This is a genomic window from Serratia sp. AKBS12, assembly GCF_024793895.1.
Classification (GTDB): domain Bacteria; phylum Pseudomonadota; class Gammaproteobacteria; order Enterobacterales; family Enterobacteriaceae; genus Serratia_F.
The window spans coordinates 792,115-804,838 of record NZ_JANUSB010000015.1; the positions used below are offsets into that span (position 1 = coordinate 792,115).

Sequence of the window (12,724 nt, forward strand, 5' to 3'; positions counted from 1 at the left end):
GGAGCGGCCCGATGAAGCAACAACGTTTGGTGGTGATAGGCAATGGCATGGCAGGCATGCGGCTGGTGGAAACCCTCTGCCAGCTGGCGCCGCAGCGCTACGCCATCACGGTGATCGGCGCAGAGCCGCGCGGTAACTACAACCGCATTCTACTTTCGCCGGTGCTGTCGGGCGAGAAGACGTTTGACGATACCGTGCTGCACCCCCTGTCCTGGTACGCCGAGCAGGGCGTACGGCTGCTGGCCGGGGAAGCGGCGCTGGCTGTCGACCGGCAGGCGAAACGGGTGACCACCGCACGCCGTTGCGTAGCCTATGACCTGCTGGTGTTGGCCACCGGTTCGCACCCCTGGCTGCCGCCGACGCCGGGGATCGATCTGCGTGGCATATACGGTTTTCGTACCCTGGACGACGTACAGGCGATGCTTGGCCACTGCCGTCCTGACGGCAGGGCACTGGTGGTCGGCGGTGGGGTGCTGGGCATCGAGGCAGCGGCAGCGCTGGCGGTGCGAGGCATGCACTGCACGGTGGTGCACCGTGGGCAGTACCTGATGGAACGTCAGTTGGACGCCAGGGCGGCGCTGATGTTGCAGCGCAATCTGGCGACGCGTGGCATCGATTGTCAGGTCGATTGCCAGGTCAGCGCCTTTCACGGTGCGGCGCAGGTGCAGGCCGCCAGTTTGAGTAACGGTGATCAACTGGTCTGCGATCTGGTGGTGATCGCCGCCGGAGTACAGCCGGCGGTGCGGCTGGCGCGTGAGGCCGGGCTAACCTGCCGGCGCGGCATTGTCGTCGACTCAGGCATGCGCACCAGTGACCCGGCGATTTACGCCGTCGGCGAATGCAGTCAACTGGGTGACACCACCTTTGGCCTGGTGGCGCCATGCTGGCAACAGGCGGCGTTACTGGCGCAGCGACTGGCGGGGCAGACGGTGGCACCGTACCAGCCTGCGCCATTGCATACCCGACTGAAGGTCAGCGGCATCGATATGCTGTGCGCTGGCGAGATTGAACCGAACAATGCGGCAGAGATTCATTATGCCGAGGATCCGCAGGCGCAACATTATCGCCGCCTGCTGGTGCGCGACGGCGTGCTGCACGGCGTGCTGCTGTATGGCGACGTCGGCGACAGTCAATTTTATTTGCGGCAGTTGGGCCAGCCGGTGAACGACCCGGCCGCGCTGCTGTTTGGCAGTATAGAACCCGAAGCCGCGCAGGCGGTGAGCGAGAGGACACCCGAAATGCACAAGCCCGTTTTGCTGGTTGCCGGTCACGGCATGGTTGGCCATCATTTTCTGGAACAGTTGGTGGCGCGCGAGCTGCACCTGCGCTACCACATAGTGGTGTTTGGCGAAGAATCGGTGGCGGCTTATGACCGCGTGCACCTGTCCGAATTCTTCTCCGGGCGCAGCGCGCAGTCATTGTCGATGGTGGAGGAGGGGTTCTTCGAGCGTAGCGGTATTGAGCTACGGCTTGGGCAGCCGGTGTGCGCCATCGATCGTCAACGCAAGTGCGTGATTGACGCTGCCGGCCGCGAAACCGCATACGATCTATTAGTGCTGGCTACCGGTTCTTATCCGTTTGTACCGCCGATTGCTGGCAATCAACGGCCGGGCTGTCTGGTTTACCGTACGCTGGACGACCTGGCGGCAATCGCCGACAGCGCCAAAGACGCTCAGGTGGGCGTGGTGGTCGGCGGCGGGTTGCTGGGGCTGGAAGCGGCCAATGCCTTGCAGCAGCTGGGGTTGAAAACCCATGTGGTGGAGTTTGCGCCACGGCTGATGGGAGTACAACTGGATGACGGCGGTGCCGCCATGCTGCGTAAAAAGATTGAAGCGTTGGGCGTCAGCGTGCATACCGGCAAGGAAACCCGGGCGATAAAAGACGGTTTGTTACACCGTCACAGTCTCGATTTTGCCGACGGTGAGCGGCTGGAGGCGGACGTGATCCTGTTCTCCGCCGGCATTCGCCCGCGCGATAATCTGGCGCGCGACGCCGACCTGACGTTGGGTCCCCGTGGCGGTATCGTGATCGACGACCAGTGCCGTACCAGCGACGAGGCCATTTTTGCCATAGGCGAATGCGCCTTGTGGAACGGGCAAATTTTTGGCCTGGTGGCGCCGGGCTATCAGATGGCACGCACGCTGGCGGATACGCTGGCCGGACGCGAAAGCGCGTTCTGCGGCGCGGATATGAGCACCAAACTGAAGCTGCTGGGGGTGGAGGTGGCCTCGATCGGTGACGCGCATGGTCGCACCGCCGACAGCCAAAGCTACAGCTGGGTCGACGGCCCGGCCGAGGTGTACAAAAAGCTGGTGGTGTCCGGCGACGGCAAACGTCTGCTGGGGGCGGTGCTGGTGGGAGACAGCGCTGAATACGGCACGCTGTTGCAACTGATGCTGAACGCGCTGCCGCTGCCGTCTGCGCCGGAAAGCCTGATCCTGCCGGCCACCGGCGGCGCAGCGCCGAAAGCGCTTGGCGTGGCCGCCTTGCCGGCCAGCGCACAGATTTGCTCCTGCCATAACGTCAGCAAGGGCGATATCAGTACGGCGGTAGAGCACGGCTGTGCCGATCTGGCGGCGGTGAAATCCTGCACCCGGGCGGCAACCGGCTGCGGCGGTTGCGCGGCGTTGGTAAAGCAGGTGATGGAGCATGAGCTGGTTGCGCGTGGCGTGACGGTGAAAAAAGACCTTTGCGAACACTTTGCCTATACGCGTCAGGAACTGTATCACCTGGTACGGGTCGGCGACATTCGCACTTTCGAACAGCTGGTGGCCAGGTACGGTCACGGTCACGGCTGCGAGGTGTGCAAGCCGCTGGTCGGCTCGATTCTGGCATCGTGCTGGAACGAATATCTGCTCAAACCGCAGCATTTGCCTTTGCAGGACACCAACGACCGATTTTTCGCCAATATTCAAAAAGACGGTACCTATTCGGTAGTTCCGCGGGTGCCGGCTGGTGAAATCACGCCACAGGGACTGATCGCCATTGGCCAGATTGCGCAACGTTATCAGCTGTACACCAAAATAACCGGCGGTCAGCGGGTGGATATGTTCGGCGCCCGTCTGGAACAGTTGCCGGAAATCTGGCAACAGCTGGTGGACGCCGGGTTTGAAACCGGCCACGCCTACGGCAAATCGCTGCGCACGGTGAAATCCTGCGTCGGCTCCAGTTGGTGCCGCTACGGCGTGCAGGATTCCACCGGTTTGGCCATTGCGCTGGAGAATCGTTACAAGGGCCTGCGTTCACCGCACAAAATCAAAATGGCGGTTTCCGGCTGCACGCGTGAATGCGCCGAAGCGCAGAGCAAGGACGTCGGCGTGATCGCCACCGACAAAGGCTGGAACCTGTACCTGTGCGGCAATGGCGGCATGAAGCCGCGTCACGCGGATCTGTTCGCCAGCGATCTGGACACTGAAACGCTGATCCGTACCGTCGATCGTTTCCTGATGTTTTACATACGCACTGCCGATCGACTGCAACGCACCAGCACCTGGATGGAGAATCTCGAAGGCGGGCTGGATTACCTGCGCGAAGTGGTGCTGGCAGACAGTCTCGGCATCGCCGCTGAACTGGAAAGCGAGATGCAGGCGGTGGTAACCAGTTACCAGTGTGAATGGCAAACCACCCTGGCAAGTCCGGAACGTTTGCAGCTGTTCCGCGCCTTTGTTAACAGCAAACAGCCGGACGAGGCGGTGGTCTGGCAAGCGGAACGCGGGCAACGCCGCCCGGCCGGCGCAGAAGAACGTGCTCAGGCGATCGAGGTACAACCGGCGTGGCCGCGCGAGGGGCAGTGGGAAGACATCTGTGCGTTGGACGACATTCCACCGCACGGCGGCATGGCGGCGCGGATCGGCGGGCAGCAGATTGCCCTGTTTCATCTGCCGGGCAGCGGCGTCTATGCGCTGGCCAACCGTGAGCCGGGCAGTGACGCCAACGTGCTGGCGCGTGGCCTGCTGGGCGACGTGGCGGGTGAACCGGTGGTGATTTCACCGTTGTACAAGCAGCGTTTTCGCCTGCGTGACGGCGTTGGCGTCGACGATCTCTCATTGCGTATTGCCGCCTGGCCGGTGCGGGTGGAACAGGGACGGGTGCGGGTATACAGCCAGCCGATGCAGGCGGCGGTTGCCGAGCCGGAAACGGCGGGGGCGACATCGTGAACGCGGCACACTGCACCACCTGCCCGTACTGCGGCGTTGGTTGCGGCGTGGCGATCGCCGAGCAAAACGGTACGCTAACCGTTACCGGCGATCAACATCACCCGGCCAATCAGGGGCGGCTGTGCGTCAAGGGCAGCGCGCTGGCGGAAACGCTTGATCTCGACGGTCGCCTGCTGCACCCGCAGCTGGACGGTCAGACCGTCGGTTGGTCACAGGCGCTGGACGCGGTAGCCGAACGATTCAGCCACATCATCGCGCAACATGGCCCGCAGGCGGTGGCGTTTTATGCCTCGGGCCAATTGCTGACTGAGGATTACTACGTCGCCAACAAGCTGATGAAAGGCTATATCGGCGCCGCCAATATCGATACCAATTCCCGCCTGTGCATGGCGTCGGCGGTGGTGGGCTATAAGCGGGCGTTTGGCGGTGACGCGGTGCCGTGCAGCTATCAGGATATCGAATTGGCCGATCTGGTGATCCTGTGCGGATCGAATGCCGCCTGGGCGCACCCGGTGGCCTACCAGCGGCTGACCGCTGCTCGCCGGCTGCGACCGCAGATGAAAGTGGTGGTGATCGACCCGCGTGAAACTGCGACCTGCGAGGATGCCGATTTGCATTTGCCGCTGCGCCCCGGCAGCGATGCCGCATTGTTCAACGGGGCGCTGCAGTGGCTGGCGCAACGGCAGCGACTGGATCAGGGGTTCTTGCAGCGTCATACCCGCGGTGCGTCCGATACGCTGGCTGCCGCTGCATCATGGACGCCATCACGGGTGGCCGAGTTCTGCGGTTTGCCGCTTGGCGCGGTGCTGGCCTTTTATCGCCTGCTGGCCGGGACGGAAAACTGGTTGACGCTGTATTCGATGGGCGTCAACCAGTCTTCCAGCGGGGCAGATAAATGCAATGCCATCATCAACCTGCATCTGGCTGGCGGGCGCATCGGCAAGCCGGGCTGTGGGCCGTTTTCGATTACCGGTCAGCCGAATGCCATGGGGGGGCGTGAAGTGGGCGGGCTGGCCAACCAGTTGGCCGCGCACATGGGGTTCAGTGAGGCAGACACCGACCGGGTACAGCGTTTTTGGCGCTCGCCGCAAATGGCCCGCCAGCCCGGCTTTAACGCGGTAGACTTGTTCCGCGCGGTGGCTACCGGGCAGGTAAAGGCGGTGTGGATCATGGGCACCAATCCGGTGGTATCGCTGCCGGATGCAGACGTGGTGCGGCAGGGGTTAAAAAACTGCCCGTTGGTGGTGGTGTCTGACGTGATGGCCGCCACCGACACCGCTGCACTGGCGCATATTCGCCTGCCGGCGCTGGCCTGGGGAGAAAAGGAAGGCAGCGTCAGCAATTCCGAGCGCTGCATTTCACGCCAGCGTGCCTTTTTGCCTGCGCCTGGCGAAGCAAAGGCCGACTGGTGGATCATTAGCCAGGTTGCGGCGCGCATGGGGTTTGCCGAGGCGTTTGCCTATCAGCATCCGGCTGATATTTTCCGTGAGCATGCGGCGCTGTCCGGCTTTGAAAATCACGGCAGCCGCGCTTTTGATATCAGCGGATTGGCAGCATACAGCCGCCAGCAATGGTATCAGATGCCACCGATGCAGTGGCCGATCAACGCGCTGCACCCGCAGGGCTGTCAGCGGTTATTCGCCGATGGCCACTTTTTGCATGCGGACGGCAAGGCGCGCTTATTGCCGATCACCCCGCGGTTGCCGCTTTCTGCGCCGTCGCCGCAGTATCCGCTGGTGCTCAATACCGGGCGCATTCGCGATCAGTGGCACACCATGACGCGTACCGGCAAGGCCGCGCGGCTGATGCGTCACATCAGTGAGCCGTTTTGCGAGATCCATCCGCAGGATGCTGCGCCTTTGGGCATTGACGACGGCCATCTGGTGCGCCTGAGTTCGCCACATGGCTGGATGATCGCGCGCGCGCAGCTCAGCGCTGGCCAACGGCGCGGCAGCCTGTTTGTGCCAATGCACTGGAACGCACAATTCACCGCGCAGGGGCGGGTGGACAGTCTGATCCCGCCAGTGGTGGACGCCGAGTCTGGCCAGCCGGAAAGCAAACATGCGCCGGTACGCGTCAGTCGCTGGCACAGCCGCTGGCAGGCCGAAATTTTCCTGCGCGGCGGCGCGGCGCCGCCGCACGGGGTGTATTGGAGCCGCGTGACGCAGCAGTCGGTCAACCATTTCATCATGGCTGGTCAACGGCAGGTCGACGACTGGCCAGCATGGTTGCAACAGCACTTTGGGCTGGATGGCCTGACGCTGCAAACCGCCATTTTTTCGCAGCATGGCTTCCATGCGATCGGTTGGCGCCAGGGGGAAGTGCAGTTGGCCTTTTATACCCGACGCCATGCGCCGACGCTGGATCGCAACGCGATCCTGGCGGCGTTTGATCGTGCACCGAACGCTGGTCCGCAGCGGCTTGCGCTGTTAGGCGGCCGTAGCGCCCCGGGGCAGACGGCGCCCGGGGCTACGGTGTGCAGCTGCTTTGGCGTAGGGGAGAACCGCATCATTGCGGCGATACGCCAAGGCTGTCACAGCACGGCGGCGCTGGGCGAACAACTTCAATGCGGTACCAACTGCGGTTCCTGCTTGCCGGAACTGAAAAAACTGATTCAACAGCATGCGACCCAGCGGGTGGCGTAGCGGAGGGTAAGTCGATGAAAGCGATTGATATGCTGATCGAATGCGCGCAGCAGCGCCAGCCGGTGGTTGGCGGCGAGGTGTGGCTGGTCGGTGCCGGGCCAGGCGATGCCGAACTGTTGACCATCAAGGCGTTGCGGGTGATCAGCCAGGCCGATGTGCTGGTGTTTGACCGCCTGGTGTCGCCGGCGGTAATGGCGCTGGTGCCACAGCAGGCACTGCGCATCGACGTGGGCAAATCCACCCGTTGCCACACGCTGTCGCAGTCGGAGATCAATTCGTTGCTGGTGGAGCTGGCGCAGGCCGGTAACCGTGTCGTGCGGCTGAAGGGCGGTGACCCGTTTATCTTCGGTCGCGGCGGTGAGGAAATGGCGGCGTTGCAGCGCTGCGGCATCCCCTGTCATATCGTGCCGGGCATTACTGCCGCCAGCGGTTGCGCCGCAGCGACCGGCATTCCGCTGACCCACCGTGACCATGCGCAGTCGGTGCGCTTTGTCACCGGCCATTGCCGTGACGGCGAACCCGATCTGGATTGGCGCGCGTTGGTCAGCGACGGGCAGACGCTGGTGTTTTATATGGGGCTGGCGTTCGGTGGCACTATTGCCAAGCAACTGATGCGTCACGGTATGGGTGGCGAGACGCCGCTGGTGATTATCGAACGAGGCACTCAGCCGCAGCAGCGGGTATTGACTGCCACGTTGGCCGAACTGCCCGCGCTGCTGGCGCGGGAACGCCCGCAGCCACCCAGTTTATTGGTGATTGGCGCAGTGGCGGGCCTGTACCGCACCGGCCATTGGCCGGCGCAGAACGTTATGCCGGCGATGGCGGTTTAAGCTGCCGGTGGGCGCTGTTGTTCCAACAGCGCGATAAATCGCAGCGTCAGCGCGTTCAGGCGTAGCAGCGCTACCGGCGGTTCCACACCGGCCGGCGGCTCTTGTTCCAGCTGCTGGCAGACGGTGACACCGCTTTGGTAGCCTGCCAGCGCAAAACTGCCTTTCTGCCGGTGCAGCACCGCGGCGAATGCCTCCGGTTGCCCGGCGCTGGCAAGCAGTTGCTGTCGGTCGGCTTCACTACTGCGTTGCAGTTCATCGATCAGCGTTGACAGCACCTGCGGCTGCCCGTCACTCATCGCCCGTATTTCCTGCATGTTCAAACGAATCGCCTGCTGTTCCTGCAGCAGATTGCGCAAGTCTGTTTGGGTAAGCGGTTTGATCAATACCGCGTCCATGCCGGCGGCCAGACAGCGGCGCTGCTCATCGTTAAAGGCATTGGCGGTGCAGCCAACGATCGGCTGGTAGCGCCGCCGGCCGTGCTCGCGTTGGCGCTGGGCCTGGGCCAGTTGGTAGCCGCTGAGGGTCGGCATCTGGCAATCGGTCAACACCAGATCGGCGTGTTGTTGTTCCAGCCACTGCAACGCCAGCATGCCGTTATCACAGGTGATGACGTGGTGGCCGAGCTTTTCCAGTTGCAGCTTCATCACCGTCAGGTTGGCCGGCAGATCGTCCACTACTAGGATACGCAGCGCGGGATCAGTCGCGCTGGCTGCCAACGGGGGCGCTGGTTCGGTATGGGCGACGCTGCGCGGCAGGTTCAGCGTAAAGGAGAAACACGAGCCGTGCTGCGGCGCAGAATCAATCTGCAGTTCTCCGCCCAGCAATTGCACCAGCTGGGTACAGATTGCCAGGCCGAGCCCGGTGCTGGCTGGAGTATTGGGATCGCCCTGGACATATGGCTGCAACATCTTTTGCTGCACTTGCGGGGCAATGCCGATGCCGCTGTCGCTGATGCCGAACGTGACGCGATCGTGTTGCGCATCCTGTGGCTGAACGCTTACCTGCAACGCCACGAAACCGCGTTCGGTATATTTGATGGCGTTGCTCAGCAGGTTATTGAGCACCTGCGTCAGCTTTGCACCGTCCAGCAGGTAATGACACTGCCAGGCGGCTTCAATGTCACTGTCCAGCCGCAGCGCTTTTTGCGCCGCCAGCGTAGCGTAGGTTTCCAGCACCTGGGTCAGCAACGAATACAGCGCGGTGGGCTGCGGTTGAAGATGCAGTTCTCCAGCTTCGATTTTCGAGATGTCCAGCACGTCGCCGACGATTTGCAACAGCTGTCGTGAAGCGGCATAGGCAATCGGTAGCGAAGAATCTGTTGCGTCTTGGCGCTGGCTTTCCAGTTCCAGAATGCCGAGGATGGCGTTCATCGGTGAACGGATCTCATGGCTCATACGCGCCAGAAAATCACTTTTTTCGCGGCTGGCGTTGGTGGCCTGTTGCAATGCGTCGGCCAGATCGCGCTCCAGCCGCTTGCGTTCGCTGATGTCATACCAGCCTAGCAGCAGCCCCTGAGGCGTCATGCGGCTGTCGCTGTAGGCCGCCAGCCATTGGGCGATTTCCCGTTGTTCGCCGCGTATCACCATGGCACGGTCGGAAAACTGCGGTTGCATGCTGCCAATGGCGGCAATACGTTCTCGGTGGCCGATCGGTGGGGTGATAGGATGTTGCTCGGTGAATTGCTCCAGCGTACTGCCAATAACCTTTTGATGGGGCAGCGCCAGCGACGTTAACAATGCCTGATTGCAATGGGTAATCTTGCCGAGTGGGTCGCACACCAGCAGCGGGGTAGGAATACTGTTCAGCAGGGTTTGCCAATATTTGAGCGCATCGCGCAACCCGCGTTCCGCCCGGCGCCGGCGGAAGATCTCGCTGAGCAGGAAGCCGATCAGGAATAGCGACAGCGCGGCGCTGACCACCGCCAGCGGCGTCAGCCAATGGCGGCTACCGGCAGGAACGAGCTGCATGCCGTTGAGTGCCGCGTTGAGCAGCCAGCGTTGGTTGATAGACTGCGCCATACCCTCGGGCAGGGCGTCGATCGCCTGATTGATACGGCCGAGCAACGCCTGCTGGTCAGCAGCCAGCCACAGGCGCTGGGTGCTGACGATCGTCGGCAGCGGGCGCACCTGCAACTGGCCGGGATAAAGATTGCTGGCTAGCAGTGCCGCCTGGGTAGCATCGCAAACGATGCCCTGAGCGGCACCGGCATTCAACAGTCTGAGTGCTTCATGCAGGGTTGCCGCTTCGCCGAGTGCCACGCCGGGGTACGCCGTCAGCAAGGCGGCCTTCACCGGACTGTGTCGCAAGGACAGCAAACGCTGATGGCGCAGATCCGGCATCAACTGATGCTGCAACGGCAGGCTATCCTGGCGCACCACCAGCGCCCAATGCTGTTGCCATAGCGGTTTGGAAACCAGGATGCCGGTCGGTGGCGGTGAACTTTGCGGCGGCGGCAGACCCAGTTGGATATGCTGCTGGTTGAGCATTTGCGCCAGTTGGCCGTTGCTGGATGCTGCCTGGGCGCTGAAGCGCAGCCCGCTCTGGGCCGACAGTGCGTTCAGCAGGTCGCTGGCGGCGCCCTGCGGTTGGCGTTGGGAGTCCAGATCGCTATAGGGCAGGCGATCGCGCAACAGGCCGATCTGTATCTGTTCTGCCGACCATCCCCAGAGCGGCAGAAACAGCAACACCAACAGCCAGCGTGTGCGATTCATAGTCCAGATTCGCGCAGATATTCAAACAGTTCAGCGTCGGAACTGACGCCGATCTTCAACATGGCGCTTTTCTTTTGTGCGCTGATGGTCTGCTTGGTACGACTAAGCATGGCGGCGATGTCATTAACGCTATGTCCCTGCGTCAGCAGGCGTACCACCTCAAGTTCACGCGGGCTCATGGCTGCCATGCTGGGCGGTGCTGCGTTGGGTGCTGCGCTTACGCTGGTGGGGTGTCGCCCTTGCTGTAATGCTTTCAGGCAGGCGGTCAGTTCGCTGGTCAGACTCTGCTTATTGATCACCGCCCGCGCGCCGGCGGCTAGAATGGTCTTCACCAATCCGGGGTTGGTCATCATGGTGATCACCACGATCGGCAACTGCGGATATTTACGCCGCAACGTTTCAATCAACCTCAAGCCATCGCTTTGTCGATCGCCGGGCATGTTGAAGTCGGTGAGCAGCACGTCCGGCTGTTTTTCCGCCAGCAGGGTCAGCAATTGATCTACCGTTTGCGCTTCGCCACTGATGACAAAATCATCACCGAAGCTGGTAGTGACCACGGTGCGTAGCCCAATCAGGAACACCGGATGATCGTCGGCTATTACCACGGTTTTTTGCATGCAACGCTCCTTGAAACAACAATAAAGACGGCAGGATTAATTGGCCGTTACCAATGCCAGTACGCCGCTTATCCCGTGTTGCGGATGAGCTAACAGCCGGCATTCAATCTGATGATAAGCCGCATCGGGCAACAGCAACCGCAAAGCGCAGCATTGTACCGGCTGCGCCGAGGCGGCCGGATGACGCAGCAGGTTGGCCAACGACTCGCGATCGTCGGGGTGTACATGCGCCAGCAGCAGTGTCAGGTTGGCCAACTGACGCGGCGGTATGCCGAAAATCGCTTTATGCGGCTGCCAGTCGAGGCTTTCCGCCCCAGGCGTCAGGCAAAAAAAGGTCGGCTGCCGCGCCTGTAGCAAGCTGCCCAGTAGTTGCAAGCGCTGCTGGCCCTGTTGGCTAAGCGTTCGGTGTTGCTGCTCGCGTGTGGCGATCAGCAGTCCGAGTGAAATAATCACCAATAAATATAGCTGCGACGCTTCGACCGCCCGGATGCCCGACAGCGTAGCGGCAAAGGGGCCGTAACCGTAAAGCGTCGCCAGGCTGACCAGCAGCGTCAACAGGATAAAGTACAGCGCCAGCGGCAGCAGCGGCCACAACGCGGCCAATAGCAAGGACAATGTCAGCGCCATATACAGCAAGGCATGGTTCAACAACGCATGATGTAACAGGTTGGCCGGCAGGCAAAATATCGCTGCCACCAGTGGTAACACCCAGGCTGCGGTATACGCCTGTTGGCGGGTTAGCCAACGACCGCGGTTGAGGCGATGAATGATAAACAGTGGGGCGATTGCCAGGCAGCCGGTAGCGTTGGAAATGCTCCAGATAACGAAATGCGACACTACGATCGGGTAACCGAGGGCCTTGAGCAACAGATCGCTTATCAACCCGCCGACGGCGCTGCCGAGATACACGCTGCCCAGCAGCAGCAGCGTTTCCCCGCGATAAGACAGATCGTTTGCATAGCGATGCATGCTGTTCCAGATAAGGGCTAGCGGGCACAGTATCAGTGGATCGGCCAGCGCGAAAGCCAGTGCAATATCCACCGGGCGATCGTGCAGCAAACTGACCGAAAAATGCATCACGCCGGCGCTGATGACCCACATCGGCCATTGGGCCGGTTGCCGAATACATAAAATCCCTAGTAGCAGGCCAGCTGGCAGCCAGACGGCGCTGGACAAGCTCCAGGGGTCACGCGTTGCAAGACTGATGGTCGCGAGCAGAAAGTAAACCGCGATAAAAATAAGCCAATGTAATAGACCGTAACGAAAAGACGTACGCCCGGCATCCATGTGTTTCTCCCTTGTCGCTGCCGTGGTGAATAATAATAGCAATCTTCTGCGTTTAGCAGTGGTTTGCTTTTCTGATTAGTCAAATATCCGCCGTCAGGTCGTGTCTTTATACTTCGTTTCACGTTACGGCATCCGCTGGACGCTCAAGGGTTATCACTTAATTCACGAGGTTTTGTCGGCTATGAAAAATATTAAATTGCTTGGTGGTATTGCTGTGGTTTTCGCAACGTCATTGGTGCTGTTCTGCTCCCTGGGCTCGGTCGGCCATAGCGCACGTCTCAGCGGGCCGGTAGTGGTGATGAAAGAAGGAACGGTATTGTTCGCGCTGAATGCATCGATGCAACAAAACCGTCAGCTGGACGGCCAATACCAACATGCACGTGGCCTGATTCATCAGGTGGGCGGCAAATTGCATGGCGGTATGGAACACCTGATCGGCAGCGGCTATTTTGCCTGATGACACGCGACCTGCTCATT

Annotated in this window: 7 protein-coding genes; 4 read left to right on the forward strand and 3 right to left on the reverse strand. The window is 61.4% G+C overall.

The features are described from left to right. Window positions 1-11: 11 nt before the first annotated feature. From nirB to cobA, 3 genes are read left to right on the forward strand one after another with little or no spacing between them, the layout of a single operon-like run. Window positions 12-4,157: a nitrite reductase large subunit NirB gene (nirB, locus tag NYE85_RS13615; protein ID WP_259005297.1), complete on the forward strand. Its 4,146-nt coding sequence runs from the start codon at window positions 12-14 to the stop codon at window positions 4,155-4,157. Continuing rightward, on the forward strand, window positions 4,154-6,802 hold the full coding sequence (locus NYE85_RS13620; protein WP_259005298.1) for a nitrate reductase: 2,649 nt from the start codon (window positions 4,154-4,156) through the stop codon (window positions 6,800-6,802). The genes nirB and NYE85_RS13620 overlap by 4 nt, the downstream gene beginning before the upstream one ends. A 14-nt stretch (window positions 6,803-6,816) precedes the next feature. Continuing rightward, window positions 6,817-7,632: a uroporphyrinogen-III C-methyltransferase gene (gene cobA / locus NYE85_RS13625; RefSeq protein ID WP_259005299.1), complete on the forward strand. Its 816-nt coding sequence runs from the start codon at window positions 6,817-6,819 to the stop codon at window positions 7,630-7,632. On the opposite strand, the gene NYE85_RS13630 is transcribed toward cobA, so the two are convergent. Genes NYE85_RS13630 through NYE85_RS13640 form a run of 3 tightly spaced genes read right to left on the reverse strand, consistent with a single transcriptional unit; the run spans window position 7,629 to window position 12,247 of the window. Continuing rightward, complete coding sequence (locus NYE85_RS13630) at window positions 7,629-10,343, reverse strand: ATP-binding protein (RefSeq protein WP_259005300.1); 2,715 nt, start codon at window positions 10,341-10,343, stop codon at window positions 7,629-7,631. The two genes, cobA and NYE85_RS13630, sit on opposite strands and share 4 nt — an antisense overlap. Further along, a complete protein-coding gene (locus tag NYE85_RS13635; RefSeq protein ID WP_259005301.1) occupies window positions 10,340-10,960 on the reverse strand; it encodes a response regulator transcription factor in 621 nt (206 codons plus the stop codon). Before NYE85_RS13635 ends, NYE85_RS13630 begins: the two co-directional genes overlap by 4 nt. Window positions 10,961-10,996: 36 nt before the next feature. Continuing rightward, complete coding sequence (locus NYE85_RS13640) at window positions 10,997-12,247, reverse strand: MASE1 domain-containing protein (RefSeq protein ID WP_259005302.1); 1,251 nt, start codon at window positions 12,245-12,247, stop codon at window positions 10,997-10,999. A gap of 181 nt (window positions 12,248-12,428) precedes the next feature. On the opposite strand from NYE85_RS13640, the gene NYE85_RS13645 reads away from it, so the two are divergent. Beyond that, the gene (locus NYE85_RS13645; protein ID WP_259005303.1) at window positions 12,429-12,704 is read left to right on the forward strand and encodes a hypothetical protein; all 276 of its coding nucleotides are present in this window, start codon (window positions 12,429-12,431) and stop codon (window positions 12,702-12,704) included. Window positions 12,705-12,724 lie beyond the last annotated feature (20 nt).

Coding starts and splice junctions, on each gene's coding strand:
- nirB (WP_259005297.1), top strand. CDS start 12: ATGAAGCAACAACGTTTGGTGGTGATAGGCAATGGCATGGCAGGCATG.
- NYE85_RS13645 (WP_259005303.1), top strand. CDS start 12,429: ATGAAAAATATTAAATTGCTTGGTGGTATTGCTGTGGTTTTCGCAACG.
- NYE85_RS13640 (WP_259005302.1), bottom strand. CDS start 12,247: ATGGATGCCGGGCGTACGTCTTTTCGTTACGGTCTATTACATTGGCTT.
- NYE85_RS13635 (WP_259005301.1), bottom strand. CDS start 10,960: ATGCAAAAAACCGTGGTAATAGCCGACGATCATCCGGTGTTCCTGATT.
- NYE85_RS13630 (WP_259005300.1), bottom strand. CDS start 10,343: ATGAATCGCACACGCTGGCTGTTGGTGTTGCTGTTTCTGCCGCTCTGG.
- cobA (WP_259005299.1), top strand. CDS start 6,817: ATGAAAGCGATTGATATGCTGATCGAATGCGCGCAGCAGCGCCAGCCG.